This is a genomic window from Candidatus Pelagibacter sp. HIMB1505, from assembly GCF_052047915.1.
In the GTDB taxonomy this organism is placed as follows: domain Bacteria; phylum Pseudomonadota; class Alphaproteobacteria; order Pelagibacterales; family Pelagibacteraceae; genus Pelagibacter; species Pelagibacter communis_A.
The window spans coordinates 750,707-771,939 of the sequence record NZ_JBNAIR010000001.1 but is presented as its reverse complement, the minus strand read 5'-3'; the positions used below and the strand labels follow the sequence as shown (position 1 = coordinate 771,939).

Here is a 21,233-nt window from a genome sequence, read left to right as displayed (position 1 = left end):
TTAATCTTTTTTAATTATTTTGGTATACCCATAATGAGTGCTCAAATTAGTGCCTAAATACCTTTATTATTTTCAAGTTATGTAAGATAAGTTCAATATGTCAAAAATAGATTTAGATGAAATTTATAATCCCTCACATAAATTAAAATCAAATATCTACAAAGCTATTCAGCAGCAATCTTTAGATAATAAAAAAAATAAACTTTTTAAAAATGATATTTTAAATTCAGTTAAAGAAAAAAAAGATCCATCTTCAAGTAAAGTTTTATTTGAAAAATTAACTGAACAAAAAATTATTGAAAATGAAAAAAGTAAAAAAATTAAATATATAATTTTTGGATCAGCAGTTCTTTTGGTATTTTCAACTTATTTTATAAATTAATATAAAGTCTCGCTTTAATTTAGAAAATTATTTTCATAAATTCGTTCAAATTATAATGAAAGAATTTTCTTTAAAGTGTTAAGATTAATATCAAATAAAGACATATTTTTATTTCTAATTAAATAAATCTGTCTTGAAATTTTTGGCTCATCAATAGGTTTATAAATAAGAGCATTATTCTGAGCAATGCTTTCTGGAATTATACCAACCCCTAATCCTTGTTTAATACAAGTTGAAGAAGTATTTTCATTTTCAGTATAGATTATATCTGAATGGCCTCTATTTTTTTTCCTAATATCAATTAAGTTATTAAATTCTTGTTTATTAATAATTTCATTTTTTTCATCTTTAATTTTGTAATATAAGAATTCACATGAGTCTCTAAAAACATAATTAGATTCACTTTGCACATCTTTTAATTTTATTTTTTTTGATTTTTCAAATTTATGTCCTTTTGCAAATGCTACACAAAAAATATCATCAAATAAAAAATCTTTAATAATATTTTCTTCTTCTTGAGGTAAACTTGAAATTGCATAATTAATTTTGTTATTCTTAATTAGCTTTATCAAATCAAAAGAATTAGTCTCGACTACTTTTAATCTTTTGTCTTTAAAATAATCTTTCATAAACCATATAAAATGATCTTTATGTAAAGTAGATAGTGTAGATGGAAAACCAATTGTAATTTGATTTTTAACTTTATCTTGATTTAAAAGTGTGTTGCTTTTTATGTTTGTAACAATTTTTTGATTTTCAATTTCTCTTTTTTTTGCAAAAGCGTATAGGATTTGTCCTTCCTCTGTAAGTTGTATCCCCTTTTTCCCTCTTAAGAATATTTTTTTCTTGAGATTAAACTCTATAATTTTGATACTTCTTGTAATTGATGGCTGACTAATTCTTAAATCTTTACTGGCAGCCAAAATACTTCCCTTGTCTGCAACAACTAAAAAATAATTTAGGAATTTAGGGTTTAAAAACTCATGTTTATTAATCATGTATATAATTTTTTTATATTTAAAGTAATTATATATAATAATTTTATTATACATTAAACCCATTATGAGGATACTCAAATTATGGATTCTGTTAAAAAGATTATTGAGGTAGAAAAATTAATCACTGCAATTTACGCAGATGAAATACACCTGTATGGCAGTAGACCCTATTATGCTCAAATTTTAAAAATTATTTATCATATCAATTTAAAGACCTGGAAAGATGAAGATTTAATCTGTGATAATGAAACTTTTATTGCTCACGCATTAGGCAGTAACATTAATGCAGTAACAAGAGGTCTAAATTTACCAAGAGAAACTGTTAGAAGAAAAGTTAATGAGCTGATTGAATTAGATTATGTGATGCGTGTTGATGGTAAATTGTACGTTACTCAAAAATACAGAAAACCTACATTTGAAAAAAGTGTTTTATTTCATAAAAAAATGTCTAATTTAGCATAAGTACCTGCTAATTAATGTAAGTGAATAAATCTAAATCATAATGTCTAAAAAACTAATAAAATTTATTTTAAGCTTGATTGTACTTGCTAATGTTTCTTTTAATTCTATAGCAAATGAACCCAATTCAATTACAAAGCAGTACAGGGATTGGGTATACCGATGTGTTAATGTAAATAAGAAAAATCAATGTGAAATTATTCAAACATTAACCATTAATAATACTAATATCCAATTTTCTTTTGCCTTTTCAAATTTTATTAATGATCAAAATGAACTTAAAGAAGTATTAAATATAATTACTCCTTTAGGCGTAAACGTTCAAAAAAAAGTTGAAATTAAGTTCCACGAAGGCACAGCTGTAAATTTACCAATTAGTAAATGTGAAGCATTTGGATGTATAATAAATTTAACAAATAATAGTAAAGATGATGTAAATGTAAGTTTATTTAATCAAATAAAAGCATCTATGAATAAATCTGCTTTTTTTGAGTTAAGTATCGATGGATTTCAAAAAGATCCTTTAGTTATCAAAAGTTCATTACAAGGTTTTAGTAACGCTTACAAAGAGTTAAGTAAATCTAAAGGTTAATTTTTATAAATGAACAATGTAAAGAAATATACAGGCATTGTTCTATTGATCTTTCTAGTTTTTTTTAAAATTCAAGATAGCAACTTTGTCATGAAAGTTGAGAATATTGCCTATGATGCTTATCAAAGTTTATTTATTAAAAAAGATAATTACGATGGTGTTGTAATTGTTGATATTGACGAAAAGAGTATTGGTGAAATAGGTCAATTTCCATGGCGAAGAGACGTATTTGCAAAACTAATTGATCGATTAAATCAATACCAAGCATCTGTTATTGCATTTGATATTTTTTTTAGTGAGGAAGATAAACAAAATCCTAAGAAAATCTTAGAGGAATTTAATATCAAAAGTGATCAAGTAATTGACAGTGATCAATCACTATTAGAGAGTATCAAGGGATCTAATGTTGTTCTTGCAGTCCTTGGGGACGTGTCAACTTATAATAAGAATAATCCATCAAAACCAAAAACAAATATTATTTCTCGAGGAATGGATATATCTAATTATGTTTACAGTTTTAAAAATAAAATTACATCACTTGAAAAGTTTAATGATGTTGCAGCTGGCATAGGAACAATTTCATACCTTGATAGCCCAGATGCAGTTTTAAGATCAGTTCCGATTATATTAAAAATTGATGGTGATATTTGGCCTGCACTGAGCTTGGAAAGTTTAAGGGCGCTGCATGGACATAAAAGTATTTTAATTAACTCTGACGAAACAGGAATAAATTCAATTAAAACAAGAAAATATCTAATAGAGCCAGATCCAAATGCAATTGTTTATATAAATTACAAAGAATTTGATAAAAAAAATTATATCCCAGCAGTTGATGTTTTGAATATGAGTGTTGATGCAAACAAACTAAAAGATAAAATTGTAATTATTGGAAGTTCAGCTCAAGGTTTATTTGACTTTGTTAAAATCCCCAATGGAGATGTAATACCTGGTGTACAAACTCACGCTCATCTAATTGAAAACATTGTCAACAATGATTTTATAATTAAGAATTTATACACAACGATTGCAGAAAATTTATTACTTATTATCTCTTTGATACTCGTTTTGATTATCCCAAATAAAATTTTACCAAAATTTAGTATAATTTTCTTTAGTGGATTAGTTTTAATCTTAATTGCAGCAAGTATGATTGTTTATCAATTTAACTACTTTGTTGATGTATTTTACATTATTTCAAGCTCTTCAATATTATTCTTAACCACTCTTTACTTTAGATATCTAAAAGAAAATGAACTTGCATTGGAAAATGAAAAAAAACAAATTGTATTAAAACAAGAAAGAGAAATTGCCGGTGAGGTTCAGAAAAAATTATTTCCAAAAGAATTTACCAATAAAGACTTAATTTTTGCTAAAAATGTTCCAGCCAAAGATGTATCAGGAGATTACTATGATTACATTTCTATTAATAATAATGAGGTTTATTTCACTCTTGCCGATGTGTCAGGCAAAGGTGTAAAAGCTGGTATCTTAATGGCTAATGCAGCAGCTGTTTTTAGATCTATGGCTAAACTTGAAAAATCAGTTTCTAGTATTGCCCAATTTGTTAATAACCAAGTAGCAAATAACTCTTATCAAGGTATGTTTATCACTGCTGTAATAGGAAAATTTAATATAGATAACAAAGAAATTGAATATATAAACCTCGGACATGAGCCAATAATGATCTTCGATAAAGAATATAAATTTGAATACTTAAAATCTACCCTACCGCCGCTTGGAATAATGAGCATGGATGATGAAAGTTTCTTTCAAACTAATAAAGTAAACATTCAAGACAAAAACTTAATGATTTATACTGATGGTGTTACTGAGGGATATTTAGAAAATGGTGAAGAACTTCAAGTCAAAGGTTTAGAGCAAGAATTAATTAATAACAAATTTATTAAGCCTACTGAAATAATAGAACATATCAGTAAAATTTTAACAAAAAGAAATGCACCGTTAAGAGATGATGTAACATGTATAGTTGTTTCGGGCCACAATAATTGATGAAAAAATTTATCCTAATTCTTTTTGTTTTATCTTTATCTACACAAGTTAAAGCTGAAGTAACTTATTTAGAAATTTTAAAAAATCCAACTGACTTAAGGTTAAATCTTCAGTATGCAAAAGAACAAGAGGCATTAGGTGAATTTAAAAGTGTAATTGCTACTTTAGAAAGACTAACAGCTCTTTATCCTACTAACATTGATTTAAAATTATATTTATTATCTATTGCAGTTAAAACAGATAGTACTGAAAAAGTTTTAAGACTAATTGAAGAGATTAGACAATCAGATGAAATCACTGAGGATGTTAAAACTAGAGTTGCTCAAGTATTTGATGATATCAATAAAAAAAGAATTGATGATGAAAAAACCATTGCACGTCAAAAAGCAAGGCAAGTTGTGGAAGAAGAGGAAAAGAAAAGATCTCAAGTTGCTAGTAAAGAAAATAAATGGACTTTTTATCAAGATATTGGGTGGAAAGCTACATTACACTCAAATATTGGAAATGTATCTTCATCCAAGACTCAATATTCTGGTGGAAGTATTGTTGCGATGAGTGGAGTTGAGGGAGATAATATAGAAACTATTAATACCGTTACTGGTGCAATTTATCAAATTAATGATACTTCAAATATTTCTCTTTCTGTTGGAACATCTTCATCAGAACAAAATAGAGGAACAACAGACGAAAATGACACCAATACATTTTCATCAAGTTACAGTAAATTTTTTGAAAGAAATTCTTTTAGTGCTTCCTACTCTTTCACTGATACTAATACAAGAAGAGCAGCAGATACTTATGCTAACAATTTAAGTTTTAATAACACTTTTAGTTTGAATGAAAATCATAGATTTAATGGTGGGATTACTTTAGGAACTAACAAAGGAAATCAAAATCCATCAAATGCAACTCGTAGAAACCAAAACACCTGGAAGCAAGGTTTTACAACTGGATATGATTTGTTAATGGGTGAAGGAGCTCAACACAAATTAAGTTTAAAATATACCTATACTGACACTCATGCAATCGCTAACCACAATGCTTTAGATGATCATACATATTCTATTTCTTATACTGAAAATACACCGTGGGGAAACTTTACATATAGTTATTCTGAATCTGATAAAGATTATGATACTAGAGATAGTTTTGTAAGTTCAGCAATAACTAGAAGAGAAGATTCTGCTACTCACACTGTTTCAATGAATGGAAGTTTGGGACAAATTGCAAGATCAATGCCTACTTTAGAATTGCCAAGTTATATAATGAACCAATTAAACACATTAACTTATAACATGTCATGGTCAGAAACTGAAAATGATGGATCCTTACTTCAACACAATTACGAAAAAGAAACCTTCAATTTTGGTATCACAAAAAGGATTTACTATTAATGAGGAACAATTATAAGACTTTGAGGATGAATTATTTACTTAAAATAGTAGCCATTTTAATCTTGTTTTCAAACATCTCTTATTCCTCTGAAATAGGTATAATCGGATTTGTTATTGGTGAAGCATTCAATCAAGATGGAAAAAAACTAAATGTAGGTGATCCAATTTACTTTGGAGACACTATTACAACTAATGAAGGAGGAAAATCTCAAATACTATTTGTTGATCAAACTGTGATGACGGTTGGATCTAATACTGAGCTAACTATTGATGAATTTGTTTATGATGCAGAAAATACAGATGGCAAATTATTATCTACTATCAAATCTGGAAGTGTAAAAATTCTAACAGGTAAAATAAGTGAAAAAAATCCAGAAAATTTAGTTGTAGAAACACCAGCTGGTACAATTGGAACAAGAGGTACAGAATTTAAAGCAGCAGTTGATCCTGAAACTTCAAAAAGTAAAATATTATTAATTGGACCTGGCCCAAAAAATTCATTAGGACTAAGACCGGGTGCTGTTGAAGTTTCTAATGCGGCTGGAACTGTTTTATTAGATAAACCTTATTTGTTTACAGAGGTAAATCAAAACACAGCTCCCAGACAACCTGTTATTGTTCCTCAAACAGAATTAAAAAAATTTCAAGAATTAGAAATAGAACCTGACGCACCAGTAACAGAAAATAATCAGCAAGATGAAGATACACAACTTGCTCAAAATGAAGAAGAAATTAAAGAATTGATTAAAGCAGAAATATTTAATGAAGACGAAGATCTAGGAGATTTAGTCTTAGATACGTTAGTGACTGCGCTTGCAAAAGATGACGGTGGTATAACTGCTCAACTTCTAGGAAAATCTTTTTTGAATAGTGGTAATGCAATCCCAAGAGCTCTAATTCCTGATGATGTTAAAGATCAATTACCTGAAGGAGTGGATATCAATTCGCCAGAAGCTGATGCTTTTTTTGCAAACGAGCTTCAAAACGAACTTGAGAAAGTAATGTTGGTATCTGCAAGAATTGAAGATGTAGATTTTGTCCCTACTGAGTTTAATCAATTTAATGCAGGCTTTAATGATATCAAAGTACCAATACTAAATGAAGAAACTGGTGATGTTGTGTTCTTAGAAATGGGAGATATTGATTTTAGACCACAATTTGCTGGACTACCTGGTGATAACTTTAACTTTGGAGAGCCTGCATTACCTGAGCAAATTTTTTTAAAAGGTCAAGAAGCAATTGCGATAGATATAGAAAAGGGTCGTTTCTTTGAACAAGAAATTGATCCTCAAATGGAAGCTTTAAATCAAAGATTTGAAACATTACTTGAAACAGGAGCTTCTTCACAAGAGTTAGATGAGATTGTATTTGAAATGGACAAAGTGATGTTTGAAGCTAATGAAGCAGCTCAAGCTTTTGAAGTTGCTGCTTTCCAAAACCAATTTGGTAATGATTTTAAATTAGATGTATTTTCAAATGAGGAATTTTTACAAACTAAGGAAAGTTTTATTTTTGATACAAATCAATATTCTCAAAATTGGAAAGAAGCAGATAATCAGGGTTTAGTTCCTATATTTCAACTTGATGGTGGTGTAAATTTTGTTAATAAAGAAGAAGCAGATTTAGAATGGCAAAGGGTTGATAATCAATATGAGCAACAGTTTGCTGAACAATTTCCAGAATTATACCAGGCTGAAAAAAGAGTTGAAGAACTAGCGCTTCAAGCAGATCAAGAAGCTACTTTATTATATTCTAGAGTTGATGAAGCTATACAAGCGGGTGCTAGTGAAGAGGAAATAAATCAACTTTATAACGATATTGATAAGCAGCTAGATGAAATTTATTCTGAGGTTGATAAAGCATATGAAGAAATAGCATTAGCTGAAGTTAAAACAGATGTGATTGAATTGGGTGCTGAAAGTATTGTTACTGATAACTCAAGAGAAGAAGTTAAAATTGAAGATCCAAAATTTGACGCATATTTAGATGAATATTTAATAGCTTTATACGGCGAAGAAAGACTTGGAGAATTATATTATATAAAAGAAGAGGCTGATAGTTATACTGTAGGCACAACTTCTTATGCAGATCTTAATACAAGATCAACTGGTACAGACACATATACAGGTACAAGTACTAATTTATTTGTAGACTCTGCAGGATCTAATGCAAATAGTGCTGTAGATAGTGTTGGAGATTTAGCAGGAACATTTACCCCTACTCATACAATTGACTTTAGTAACAGGACAATCAATCAAGGGATAACCGCTAAAGTTCAAATTGGTCGCGCTGCTTCAAGATCTTTTACTATATCTAAAGACGTAGATTATACCAGTGCATCAGGAAATGTTACACCTGCATCATCTTTTTCTGTAAATAGTAGTGGAACAGTCACTGATGTTGCAAGTTCAGCAACGGGTGATATTTCAACAACTGTCCCATCAAGCGGATATGACGATAATGCTGGAGGAACTAATAATTATTTTGTAACTGTTGAATCTAATTTTCAAAACCAATCAGGAAGATCTTTTGCTGATACTGTAGATACAACCTTAACAGTCCAAACTGTTGATGGTTCTGATACAAATATAGTTTCTGGAACTGCATCGAATGGTAGAGATTAAAAAATTAATTAAAATTTTTTTTTCTTCTATTTTTTTTTTATATTTAGTAATTAACTCCTCATCAGCAAACATTTATCAAACTAATTGTAAAACTGTTGAAAGAAAAAATAATGTTAAATCATTATCTTTTGTTTTTTCATTCAAAAGAGGAAACATTGTTATCAATCAAATAAATAAAAAAAATGCTAAATACAAAATTAAAATTTCAAATATCCTTGATGAAAAGAAATTCTTATTTAATGCTGAAGATAAGTTTTTCAAATTGGAATTTAAACCTGGTTATTCTTATCTGAAAAAAAATTATACAAATACACAATTTGACTTGGTAAGTGGTGAGCTTACAGGAATTAATATAAATTGTTCTTATCCAAAATTAATCAAATCTGAAGCAGTGTCAGTAGAACTGGTAGAAAATGAAAAAAATGATTTATCAAATAATGAACAAATAAAAAAAATTTTAGATCAACTTAAATCAGGAAAAGAAATTGATAAATCAAATTTAAATCAATTTATATCCTCTTTGCAGGAAAACAATAATCAATCAGATATTGATATAAGTCAATTACAAGGTTTACTGCAATCTCAAAGTTTTCTAAGTCAATTAACAAAAGGAAACCTATTAAACAAATTATCCTCTGAAGAATTTTTAAAAATGATTATTGAAGAATTCAAAAAATTTTCAAAATAAAACCTTTAAATACTATCTGTTATTCCACGAGATTGGAGTTACGGTTACAGCATTTCTACTACCGATAGCTTTTACTATACCAATTTCCTGATTTAAATTTGTATCACCATAAACAAGTTCAATTTTAATTTTTCGGTTTCCTGGTGTAAAGTCACTTGTATCAATATTTTCATAATAAACTTTTTGAAGTTCATCTCTCCATTGCTGAATAGTTACAACCTGCCCTGCTGGTGAAGTAATTCTCATTGGAGTATTGCTTGATGCAACAAAATCTGCTGCTTTAGACCAACCTGTGGATAATGCTCTATCTCCTGATGTATCAACTTTAACAGTATCCTCGTCACTTATGAATATACTGTTGTCACTACCATCATTGAAGAAAGAAATTTCTGCTCTAATTGGACCTAATAGAACATTGATATCATTATCTTCCTCCTCAATGTCGGCGCCTGTAAAATCACCAACACTTCCTCCATATCTTGTCACAAATCCTTCCACATCAGAACTAGCCATTCCACCTCTTGTTAAAATTCCAGTGGTTGACGCTGCATTGGTTTGTTGAAAAACAAGATAATCATTTGTATTTGCAGCTGGATGAGAACTGATCCAATTTGAACTTTCAAAAGGTCCAACCCTTACACTTGCTTGGTTAGTTCTTGTTGTAGAGAAATTACAACTTGCCTGATTTTCTATATTATCAATCACTTCTTGATTAGTGCCCACAGGTACATTTAGTCTAACTCGCCAAAATTCCTTATCCTGCCAAGGTCCAGATGTATATCTCCAAAATCCAGATCTAAAAATTCCACCTTGACACTCATCAGTACCATTAACCCAAACTTGTTTATTATTTGTTACTCCAAGCTCTTCTAAAGCATCAAGATCAGCAGATGTAGTTACATTTGCCAAGTATCCTTGAATACCACAAAGATTTTGATAACTTGCTTGAAAGTTTGCTTGATTGTAACTTAATTGAGTTTCTTTTAACTGGTAATAATGTTCGGCACCAGTTGGTTTTTGAACATCCCCTAACAATACTTCTATTTCTCTTGTTCCATCAGCAGATGCATTATGTTCAAAATACATGGATTTAATTAAATCAACATAATTTTTACAAGTTGCATCTCCAGATAATGTTACTTCGCTACTTTCGTTTCCAGAAGCAGTTATGCTAACTGCATTTAATTCATCAGTACCTGCCACAAGCTTGTCACCAGTTTCAGCTCCAGATTTTATTCTTACAATTGCTTTGGTTACTCTTCTATCATACAATTTAATTACTCTTTTAATTGCAATTCTAATATTTGGGTCTTCATCATTTTCCATACCACCATATTCAAGAACCACTCCTCTAATAGAATAATTAAAGTTATTTGAGTAACTTGCACTCCAATTGTGTAAATCATTCCATGTCAGTTCAGCATCATCTGAAAAATGAGTACCTAACAAATGGATACCATGCTCTGTTTCTGCAACATTATTTGGCTCTCCAGTTCCATTCCAATTTCTAAATGGCATACCATCAACAAATACTTCACCAATTTGTTGACCTTGAGGGTCATTTGAGCCAGCTGTAACACCCCTTTCCCATGTTCCATTATTTGCAGATGGTGTTCCAGAAGCTGTTCGAGTTGGAGCAAAAGCAAGACCTCTCCCATTCCAAAGCATTCCTTCAGGACCTGTCATCCATCTCCATACAGGACATTCCGTGCTGCCTACGGTGTCATCTACATTAGTGAATGAATCTGTAAAATATCTTTTTGTATTATTACCTGTAATAGCTGCATTAGAAGATAAAGCTATTTTTGGATCTTTATAAAACAAAGTCAAACCAGATTGAGATTGTGGATTTGCATTAGAAGCTGTTAAGGATGTAGATCCTTTTCTGTAATATTCATTTTGATATCCCTCTAATCTCCACATTCGAGCCGAATTTGCTGTGTAATCAGACCATGATGTTGAATTTATATTTTCTCTAGTATCTAAATCAACTAATCTAAAAGTTGTATTAGAGACAACTCTTACTCTATAAAATCCTGTTGCAAGTTGTGTCATACCATCAACATTCATTTGATTGGCAGTACTGTCATCTGCAATTTTAATGATATCATCACTGGTAAGTCCATGTGCTGAACTTGTTGTAATTAATGCCGGATTAGCTTTTGAAATTGAAGAAATAGTATAAGCCGTTGTTGTTTGATATTTTTCAACAATATTTCTTATATATCTTGTATTAGCACTATACGTTTCACCATTTCGATAAAAAGGTATGTTTTCAAAATCTCTTAACGCTTGAAAATCGTCAGTAGCTTGAGCTCTATTTGATCTTTGTCGGAACCCACCACATTTATTCAAATTAGCTGTAGTGTTTGCATTATCTGACATTGCTAGTCCTCCCATCCACCCATTACCAACTGCTTTAGTGGTAATGATATCATTTTCAGACTCACTAGTGATTGTTGCGAGGTATCCACTTTTTCCAAAATAATCTAATTGTCTAGATAAAGAGAATGCTTCATTCATTCTTCTATTTTTATTGTTATATAAATTTTGGCTTGCGTTAGCAGTTCCAGCTGGTCTTGCAGGAAATTCATAAAATTCATAAAAATGATTATATCCATCTCGATGTTCTTCAACATGAAGAGGACCTAGAGAAAATAATATTGTTCTTTCTCCAAGCGAGGCTGTAGTTGTTTCTTCAGACTCACCTTCTGTACCATCTGTGCCATCTGTTCCTTCATAAGCAAATGGATTTTCTCCGTCTTCAGCATCTACTTCTTTTGAGTTGTAGTATTTTATAGATTCGAAAGCTTGCGTCCAAACATCAACATCAGCACAAGGTGCATCAGATTCATTTCCTTCAATCATGGTCCAATTATGTGGATTATTAATCGTTGGAGTTTGAGTTAAATCTAAAGAAGAACCACCCGTGATTGTTCCTCCTGATGTATTTTGCCAAACTCTATTATTAAACCACACAAAATCATTAGCAGAATATGTTGTTGTAGAACTCCAATCATCTGGTTTACCAGAATGAACCATAGTTAAAACACCTGTATAAGCGTTCCATCCTGGATAATCATCACTGGTATCGTGATCAACTGAAGATGAAGAAGTATCTCCTGTTATAGCTGATGGATAGTCTTCAGCTGTTGTGTCGAGTTTTAAATAATCTTCAATAACGTCTGGGTTTGTATCTGCATCAAGGTCTAATAAGTCTCCATCTGTATTTCCATCAATAGGAGCCACATATGTATCTGCTTCGATAGTTGCTCTTGCAACACAGAAATTACGATCACTAATATCAATCTCATCTGCATCATCAGTGTCACCATCTTGATTAATATCATGCTCCAAATTAAAATGATCAAATCCGCCATATTCAACAACATAACCAGTAATGCAATCTAGCCCACTACCATTACAATTAGGGATTCTTCTTAAATCATTCCATCCACCATCTTGTCTTCCGCTATCACTCCTATTAAGTTCCATATCTGCATATGGTTCATTAACATTATTTGGTTCTTGATTGGCACCTCCTGGTATCTGCCAGTTTTCAAAAGCTACTCTCATACCCATTAAAGGACCGGATTCTGACTGCATATTTGTTGCATTTGCTGTTGGATTTCTCCAATCTGAGTTTGATAACCAGACAAAATGCATATCATTTTGATCATCTAACCTTGATCCATAATACTCAGCTCTAGTTTCTCCTGCAGCTACATGGAAAGGTGTAATTCCTGAACAACCACTTTCTGTACTACTGTCACACAATACAGAGTCTTTAATAAACTCATTTTCAGCTGCACTTTCAATTGATACTAAATAACCACGCATACCGCCACAAGTAGATTGCTCTGCTCTTCTTTTTGCTTCCCACCAATCTATAGAGTCACCGTTGTAACCAAGGTCTGAGGTTACATTTGGAGCAGTTGAAAAATATTTATAATAATGCCCATAACTATTATCATTTAAAGATGAAGTAAACTGAACACCATCACAATCACTGCCTAATACTTCGGACCAATCATCTTCAATAAAATCTTCACTAGCTGATTTTCCATCATCCTTTTCAAGATAATATAATTTATCTTCAAACTCTGCACAGTCCCCTTCATCATAAGATGAAGCGGCACTGAAATCAGCAAAGCTAGTTGAGTTACTGCATTGTTCCATGGATCTTTTAAATACATAAAAGTTTGTGTTTGTATTATCTTTAGTTTGAATTTTAATATCTCCTGCTACGCCTTGTTGCGCAATATAATTGCTTAATGGTGTTTTTAATGGAGTACCTTCTTGTCCAGTTAAGTTGTCTAAATCCTCTGAAGTAAGTGCAATTTTACCATCTCCAACATCTCCTTTTTGAACAGGTGCTGAAACGATTAATTCTAAAGGAACAATTTGACCTTGAGGACCATTTCCACACGACAAAATTTTATAATAAACAACATCTTCTCCCGGTGGAACATTAATCGCTGGTGCATCATCAGTCGTAGAGATTACTGGATATTTAACAATTTCTGTTTGCCATAAAGTTCCTTTATTACCTATTCCATAAATTGTTGCATCATTAGTTCTATCTGATCCTCTTGAGGTATTATAATCAACCGCAGTATTACCAGAACCTTCATTAAATTTATAATAAGAGACAAGTCCTGGTTCAGAACCTGTCAGTCTTCTTCTGTTGTTATTTGCAATATCTGTTTCAGATCTTGAAATATTCCAAATTCTCATTTCAGAAATATTTCCTAGCCAAGGAACACTTTGAATTACAGGAGCACCAGACAGGTAACTGCTAGGTGAAAAACCATGTAGACCCTCACCTATAGCAAGTGGCCAAACGTCCATTTCAGGTAATGTTTCTGGAGGATTTTCATAACCCGATTTACTTCTTTTTCCAATGTCTGCATTAAAAGTTCCCACTAAAGATCCATTTTGATAAATCCTAACATTGCCAGTATCCGTACTATCAGGATCACCTCCATCCCAAACCCAAGCGATATGAACCCACTCATCTTTCACAGGGGTTCCAACATCACCTTGATTATCTAATCTTACTTCACCTAACCTTGGTGACCACTCATCGTTTAAAACTTTAAAGACTAAATCCCACTCTCTCCCCCATTCAAATGCATGCATATTATATGTGGATGTGGTTTGCATATTTTTAATCCACATCTCAATCGTAAATTGTTCAGTTGGAAAATCTTTAAATTGTTCTACTAATGCAAATGAACGGTCTGTGTAAGTGGTGTCGCGATCGCTATCTCCTGAAGAACCTTCTGCTGAAAAATATATTGATCGAACTATATCTGCATGTCTTTGAACATAGACTTCATATGACATGTCTTCAAATTTTTTGTCATCAGTTCCAAGATTGGCAAATATTCTTTTGGCATAATAAACATCTTCACTAGAATTTGTAAAACCATGTCTATTTAAACATTTGTTGTCTGAGTCTTCTACACTTAAAGTGTTTTGAATATCTACTAGAGAAAAACTATTTGAATTTAATTGATCTGAGATCCATTTTTGTCCCTCTTGAAGTCCTGTTTCAGCAGCAAGGTTAACTTGTTGCATCACAGAATTTCTTGAAACACTTTTTAAATCGTTATCATAATAAAAAAACATTGCTCCTGTCATAATTGATAAAGCAGACACAACAGCTATTACAAAAACAAGAACAAATCCTTTTTGTTTATTATGATTTTTCATAATTATGAATCACTCCATAATTGTTGTCGATCAATAAAGTTATGAGTATCTTTGCAACGATTTGATAACATTCCTATTATTACGTCTTCCCCATCAACAGTCACAGTTTGTTCAGATATTTTAACTGAAGGCTGTACATTTCTTTCAGGAAAATCAAAAGTAATAACTGCTTCATCTAAACTACTAGTAAAAGGTACTGTTTGTCGTCTAAATACTTTTTCTCCACCTTTCCCTTGAATGTAGCCTTCAATAGTCATCGCAGCTTTTGTTTTATAAATTTGAATATTTTCCATTGCTGTTTCTGAGCAATCAACTCTATCAACGTAAACTTTTTCAGTAGTTGCTAATTGATTTCCTCTTAAATCAGTTGCAATGATTCTAACCGAAAAATACTTTTTATTACTTGGTAGATTTGCCCATCTGATATCTGAGTCATCATTGAGCACTAGATAAAACTTATCATCCTTTTGATCTATTCTAAATCTTGATCCATGATCAACATCACTGTCAGCATCCATTTCTGGCACTTCTCCTAAATTAAATCTGACAAAATCATGGGTATCAGGTTCTTGTGTGCTATTTGCAAAAATTTCTCCAATTACAAAATCTTTATCAACGTCCTCTGCCATATCAAAATCTGTGTTATTAGTGATAGCTGTTCCATCCTCTTCTTTAAAAGACACGCCGGTTGGGGTGGTGTTACCTATGTTAAATCCAATGTAGACTTTCTTAATATCTGATATTCGATCATTGTCTGTATCTTGAGTTTGAACTGCATAATAAAAAGAATCTTGATGAGGTTCACCGTCATCAAAACCTGTTGGTAACGTCTCGTATCTAAAAGATCCATCAGCAAAAACAAAAATTGTTCCACCCGCTTCTGTGGTAACGGATGCTCGAGCTCCACTGTAACTTGATTTGTTCATTGTATCATACATTTCACCGATATTAGGTAATTCAGTATTATTTGCCCAAACAGCTGTAGTTGCCCGCCAAGTTCCACTTAATCTACAATTCATTGTTCTTGTTGATCCATCAACAGATTGTGTTTTTACGGTTCCAGTTTCTGCTAAATCGTTAGCAACACTTCCAATTTGAGCACAATTATTGGTATCAGAGTTAGACTCTACTAAAACTTCTAGATGTTCTCCTTGAGGATCGTATGATTTACTCAAAAGTCCATAAATTCTATTTACGGTGTAATAATCTTCATCCATGTAATAATAAAGATTTTGAGCTTTAGGCATTGGTTTATTAGTTGCAGTTTTTGTTGGAACATATCTAGGCAGCCTTGCAATTTGAATATTAGAGTATCGATTATCTGGCTGAGAAAACGAAACTATGGCAACTGAGCCACGTTGAAATCTTTGAAACATTGTAGATTTTAATTCGTCTGTATCTTGTGATCTTTCAGGTAATGAAACCTCTGTACCAGAGGTATTTTCTGTAAAAGGAAAAGTTGAATTAGTGTGGTCGTTTAAAGTACCAGAGGTGTTAAACCTATAATCAAAAGCTGTAAAACGTTGGCTTAAACTATTTGCAACATGAGGTTTATTTTCAATATTTGCTCTAAATTTATTTGGATGATAGGTCAAAGTAACAGTATTTTTAACGCCAGTATTTTTTCCATTACCGCAGTTCCATTCGTGGGTTGCACCAGGGTTGTAGCTTATTCTTGAAAAAGAATTTCCTCTATTGCTACAGTTTCTTGTACCTGTAGTTGTGTCTCTTGTATCATCAAATCTTGCAAATAATCTGTCATAGCCCAAAGTATTATAATTCATAAATTGAGAAGAGCTTGGTGTAGACCAGCCAGTTAAATGACTCATATTTGCATGAGATAGATACGAACCTTCTGTTCTTCCGCAATTTCTTGTATGTTCAAACTCATATCCTTTAAAATGATGAAGATGAATTGCAGATTGATTTCCTCTTGCTCCCCACCAAGACCATAAATACATATCATAAGTCATATCAGCAGCTTCACCCCACCATTCATTTTTTTCAGCATCGGTTAAGCCATCCCATTCAGTTCTGTCCACTCCGCTTAATGAATTTCTCAAATTTGTTGAACTAAAATCACTTGTGCCATCTAAATTTTCATAATCTATTCCTGCACAAGCTCTTATTTTTCCATCAGGCCATTTTTTTTGAACGACACTTGGTCTTTGATAGCCTGCTGCAAAACCAAGCATGTCATCATCCATCCAAGTTGACATTTGAGGGTTACAATCTGGAAAACCTCCAGAGCAAATCATTCCTTTTAAAACAAATGAGTCGTACTCTTCGTCAGAAACTAAAAATGTTGGTGAGGCTAAATTTTGCTGTATATAAAATGATCTACCATCATCTGTTAAATCATAATCAGGTCCACCAAACTGGCTTGCTGTTCCTCTACTCTCATAGTTTTGATCTCCATATGAAAAACCTTTAGGTTCCCAAGTATGCAAATTAACATCAGAAAACTGTGGGGCACTAAATTTCATTACTCTTACTGTATAATCTTTGTAAGCTTCATTTTGGTCGTCCCAGCCTTCACTATCACAATTGGTATCTAGATTTGCTTTAAGTCGAATATTAAAATCTTGATAGCCATCTGCATTAAAAGTGTAACTACTATCAGAATTATTCAAAGTGCCTGATAAAACTAAACTTCCATTCCACTCACCTGCATCAGCTGAGTTATTATCATTGTTATCATCATAACCTGAAGTGGCAGTTAAACCTGGCGGTATTGTTGTATCTGATGATACTGTCTCTAACTTCAATCTCATCTCATCGTGACTAACACTTGGTATTCCTGTAATGGCTGGAGGTTTTTCAGATGAAAATCTTATTTCTTCAAACGTTCTATTTAAATCAGATGTTCCAACTTTTTCCCCTTGATGAAGAATAATAATGTCATCATCTGTTACAAAATTTGCTAGCTGAATATCTCTTGTTAAATTGTTGGCACACTGAACTTTCAAACTTCCAGTAAAAGGAATTACAGGGGTTCTGTTTTCATGTAAATCTTCCTCATTATAAACATAATATGTGGTTCCTCCAAAATTCAAGTTTCGCATGTAAGCTGAAGCAGAATAGGTCTCCGATACTTTTCCGTCCTTAGATTGTAGTTGGATTTCAAAATCGATATGTTTGCTTCGAAGTCTAATACCTAATGTATTGAAAAATTGAGCAACTGGCATCCAATCCAAATCAACTGTGGTTCCACTATCTGTTTCATCACAATTGTTAGTATTCCATACCTTTTTCTTTAAAACAGTTTTGTCTGTTAATGGCGAATAGGGAACTTGCAACTCATACTTAATTAATTTCCTTTGAATATTTCCATCATCATCCTCTGTGTCAAAACAAAAGGAAACTGCTTCTCCATACTCAGTGTCATCAGCTACTTCTGTGCCATCATCATTTAATACTTTAACAGGCTCTTGAACTTCACCATCAGTACTATCAGGGTGTTTATAGCCTGCCATTTTACTGTCATGCTGCAAAACATGAAGGGCAAATCTTGCTTCTTGTTTCATGTTGTTGTGATTAATTTGTCTAACAAACGTTCCCTGAAAATTACTGTAAATTGTATAAGTTGCACCCATAACAATTGTTGAAACAACAACCGCAACTAATGCTTCTGTTAATGATAATCCTTTTTGAGTTATAAATTTTTTTAAATTCATATTAAGTGCCTGCTAAGAATAATCTTCTAAATTTTTCTTCAATCTTATCTTGTTTAATAATTATAGTGACTTGTTTTTTTTTAACTGTTTCATAAACATCTTCACCATCTACCTGATCAGTGACACCGTCGTTATCTTTATCTACTGGAACATCTTTCTCGATATCTTCAATTTCTAATAATCGTTTGTCTCCATCTCTTGCCGGACCTAGATGTTTTTTTAACAACGTTCCCCAATTATCTAAATCTGTTAAAACTTTTTGATTAGTAATACTAGCTTTATAGGTAGTGTCTTCAAATTTAGTCATATCTAAATCATCATATGGATCCAGACTTCCTTCAGAATTTGAGATAAAAGTGATGGGTGCATTTAAAGTTGCATCCGATGCCATATTTTTATTTGGAGTGTCATCAGGCACGTCAGATCTTTCTAGAGATAATGTGGTATTATTATCACTATCAAAAGCTGTTGAAGCTGTTATTTCGTATCTACCTCCCACTCCTTCAATAATTATTTGATCACCATCGCCTGGCAATTGAGCTAGTCCTTTAACCTTTAAAGATGCACCAGCTGAAGTATCTTCGAATACTCTTGGATTTCCATATTGAGCTGCAACAGGATTATAAACAGCAGCAAGTTCTTCAAACATCAATTCAACTGCATAAGCTGCTTTGTCAAATTTTCTAAGATTAGCAAAGTCTCTTTCTTGATAAGATTGAAGTGTCATAAACACAGTAACCGCTAAACCTAGAACACCAGCAGCAGTCATTCCTTCAACCAAAGAAACCCCTTTTTGTAATCTAAATTTCAAATTCATTACATTCTTGTTCCGTTATTAAAAAAGCCTGTTTGATAGGTATGCAAATATTCTTTTTTAGATCCTGCATTATCAGAAGATTGCATCTCGCCCCTTGCATTTTCAGGTGCAGACCCATCAGGTAAAAAACAAAAAAAATTATTTGCAGCTGAAACTGCTGTGCAATTTCCTGTTGTTGAAGAACATCTTTTGATTGTCATATGCTGAAGTTTTTTTGTTAAACTTGCAATTTTTGTTCCTTTATCATCGGTACCATCAAAGTCTGAACACTTTGTGGATGTCGATTTATGATACTCTACATTATATCTATTTAATCCTTGAGCCTGCCAAACTTCTAGATCAGCTGTATTATTAGAAGTATCATTGATAATTCTTATTGTATAAGCGTTTCCATCTTCTAAAGAGAGTTGTCTGACATAATTTATTTGACCTCGTATGGTTGCAAGATCATTTTCATAATTTTCTTGATCACCGAAGTTGTCTATTGCTGGAAAACCAACAGCACCAATAATAGCTACAATTGCTATAGTGGTCATCAATTCTAAAAGACTAAAGCCTTTTTCTTTATTTCTCATTGAAACTTATCCTACTGCTTGACCAATACTGAAGATTGGCATGTATAAAGCTATCATAAGAACACCAATGATTGCTCCAATGATCACGATCATGAGTGGTTCTATAATTGAAGATAAAGCAGCAACTACACCATCAAATTCTTCCTCATAATAATTTGCAATCGATTGAAACATTTCTTCCATATTACCTGTACGCTCACCAACAGCTGTCAATTGAGCAAGTGCAGGTGGAAATATATGTTCTTCTTTTTGAAGTAAGGCCGATAAAGTTTGACCGGTTACAATCTGTTTACCAATTCTCTCCAATGCATATATAAAGACAAGGTTGGTTGTAACAGACTTTGATATTTTAATTGTATCGATAATGCTTACACCAGCTCTGGTTAAATTGGCCATAATCATACACATTCTTGATACAGTGGCCTTTACAATTAAATCTCCAAACAATGGAAACTTTAAAAATCTTTTATGCATTACATGTCTGAAACCTTCAATATTTTTGTACATAAAATTATATAAAACTCTGATGATGATAATTGTCCCAACAATCTTCATAATGTTTGTTGGATTAGCTATAAATTGGCTAGCATTGACAATCACTAAAGTAGCTGCAGGAAGTTTCACGCCCATAGCGCCATACATCTTCTCAAATACCGGCACCACTTTCCATAACATGAAAATTGTAATAACTGTTGCAACCGTTAAAAGCATTACCGGATAAAATAATGCACTTTTAATTCCTTGTCTTATTTTGGCATTTTTTTCTAATAGTTCTACAAGCTTAATTAAAAACTCATCTAATTTACCACTGGCTTCACCAGCTGAAATCATATTTAAATAAATGTTATCAAAAATAGTTGGATGCTTTGCAAATGCATCTGTTAAATTCATACCTCCATTTAGATCTTTAACAATCGAATGAGCTGTCATTTTCATTTTCATATGTACTGTTTGATCCCTGATCATCATAATAGACTCTAAAATTGGCAAGCCAGCCTTGATCATGGTGGATACTTTTTTTGTAAATTGTAATAGTTCTTTTGGAGGAACTTTTGCCCAAGGGCCAAAATTCAAATAAATATTGCCTTTAGCAATTATAATTGGTGCATTACTTAATGGAATGTCATCTAAAGATGGTGGGCCTTTAGTTTCTGATTTACCATTCCCTTTTTTAATTGAAGTAACAATTATTTTCTTTTTTCTAAGTTCAACTGCAGCAGCTTGAGGATTAGAAGCAGAAATAATTCCCGTTATTTTTTTTCCTGCTTGAACACCTGCGTATTGAAATGATGCCATAGA

13 protein-coding genes are annotated in these 21,233 nt (G+C 32.1%); 7 read left to right on the top strand and 6 right to left on the bottom strand.

Going from position 1 to position 21,233, the window contains the following annotated elements:
* Window positions 1-97 precede the first annotated feature (97 nt).
* Complete coding sequence (locus ACTTAU_RS04020) at window positions 98-382, top strand: hypothetical protein (protein ID WP_438305334.1); 285 nt, start codon at window positions 98-100, stop codon at window positions 380-382.
* A gap of 50 nt (window positions 383-432) precedes the next feature.
* Here ACTTAU_RS04020 and ACTTAU_RS04015 read toward each other — a convergent pair whose 3' ends face one another.
* On the bottom strand, window positions 433-1,380 hold the full coding sequence (locus ACTTAU_RS04015) for a LysR family transcriptional regulator (protein ID WP_438305335.1): 948 nt from the start codon (window positions 1,378-1,380) through the stop codon (window positions 433-435).
* Between the two features lie 81 nt (window positions 1,381-1,461).
* Between ACTTAU_RS04015 and ACTTAU_RS04010 the strand changes: the two genes are divergently transcribed.
* The 6 genes from ACTTAU_RS04010 to ACTTAU_RS03985 are packed head-to-tail and all read left to right on the top strand — an operon-like array spanning window position 1,462 to window position 9,147.
* Window positions 1,462-1,842 carry a MarR family transcriptional regulator gene (locus tag ACTTAU_RS04010; protein ID WP_085114518.1) on the top strand — a complete coding sequence of 127 codons (381 nt, stop codon included), beginning with the start codon at window positions 1,462-1,464 and terminating at the stop codon, window positions 1,840-1,842.
* A 40-nt stretch (window positions 1,843-1,882) separates the two neighbouring features.
* Complete coding sequence (locus ACTTAU_RS04005; protein ID WP_438305337.1) at window positions 1,883-2,431, top strand: invasion associated locus B family protein; 549 nt, start codon at window positions 1,883-1,885, stop codon at window positions 2,429-2,431.
* Between the two features lie 9 nt (window positions 2,432-2,440).
* A complete protein-coding gene (locus tag ACTTAU_RS04000) occupies window positions 2,441-4,441 on the top strand; it encodes a CHASE2 domain-containing protein (protein ID WP_438305340.1) in 2,001 nt (666 codons plus the stop codon).
* Window positions 4,441-5,835 (top strand): hypothetical protein, encoded by a 1,395-nt coding sequence (locus tag ACTTAU_RS03995; protein WP_438305342.1) that lies wholly within the window; start codon window positions 4,441-4,443, stop codon window positions 5,833-5,835. The genes ACTTAU_RS04000 and ACTTAU_RS03995 overlap by 1 nt, the downstream gene beginning before the upstream one ends.
* Window positions 5,836-5,861: 26 nt before the next feature.
* On the top strand, window positions 5,862-8,459 hold the full coding sequence (locus ACTTAU_RS03990) for a FecR domain-containing protein (protein WP_438305344.1): 2,598 nt from the start codon (window positions 5,862-5,864) through the stop codon (window positions 8,457-8,459).
* Window positions 8,446-9,147, top strand: a complete 702-nt coding sequence (locus ACTTAU_RS03985) for a hypothetical protein (protein WP_438305345.1) — start codon at window positions 8,446-8,448, stop codon at window positions 9,145-9,147. Before ACTTAU_RS03990 ends, ACTTAU_RS03985 begins: the two co-directional genes overlap by 14 nt.
* Before the next feature lie 12 nt (window positions 9,148-9,159).
* On the opposite strand, the gene ACTTAU_RS03980 is transcribed toward ACTTAU_RS03985, so the two are convergent.
* The 5 genes from ACTTAU_RS03980 to ACTTAU_RS03960 are packed head-to-tail and all read right to left on the bottom strand — an operon-like array spanning window position 9,160 to window position 21,230.
* Window positions 9,160-14,865 (bottom strand): LamG-like jellyroll fold domain-containing protein, encoded by a 5,706-nt coding sequence (locus ACTTAU_RS03980; RefSeq protein ID WP_438305346.1) that lies wholly within the window; start codon window positions 14,863-14,865, stop codon window positions 9,160-9,162.
* Window positions 14,866-14,867: 2 nt separating this feature from the next.
* Entirely contained in the window at window positions 14,868-18,542 is a 3,675-nt protein-coding gene (locus ACTTAU_RS03975) for a PilW family protein (RefSeq protein ID WP_438305348.1), read from the bottom strand.
* A 1-nt stretch (window position 18,543) separates the two neighbouring features.
* Window positions 18,544-19,359: a type IV pilus modification PilV family protein gene (locus ACTTAU_RS03970; RefSeq protein ID WP_438305349.1), complete on the bottom strand. Its 816-nt coding sequence runs from the start codon at window positions 19,357-19,359 to the stop codon at window positions 18,544-18,546.
* Window positions 19,359-19,934, bottom strand: coding sequence for a pilus assembly FimT family protein (locus tag ACTTAU_RS03965; RefSeq protein WP_085114527.1), 576 nt, complete (start codon window positions 19,932-19,934; stop codon window positions 19,359-19,361). Before ACTTAU_RS03965 ends, ACTTAU_RS03970 begins: the two co-directional genes overlap by 1 nt.
* 6 nt (window positions 19,935-19,940) lie before the next feature.
* A complete protein-coding gene (locus ACTTAU_RS03960) occupies window positions 19,941-21,230 on the bottom strand; it encodes a type II secretion system F family protein (protein WP_085114528.1) in 1,290 nt (429 codons plus the stop codon).
* Window positions 21,231-21,233 lie beyond the last annotated feature (3 nt).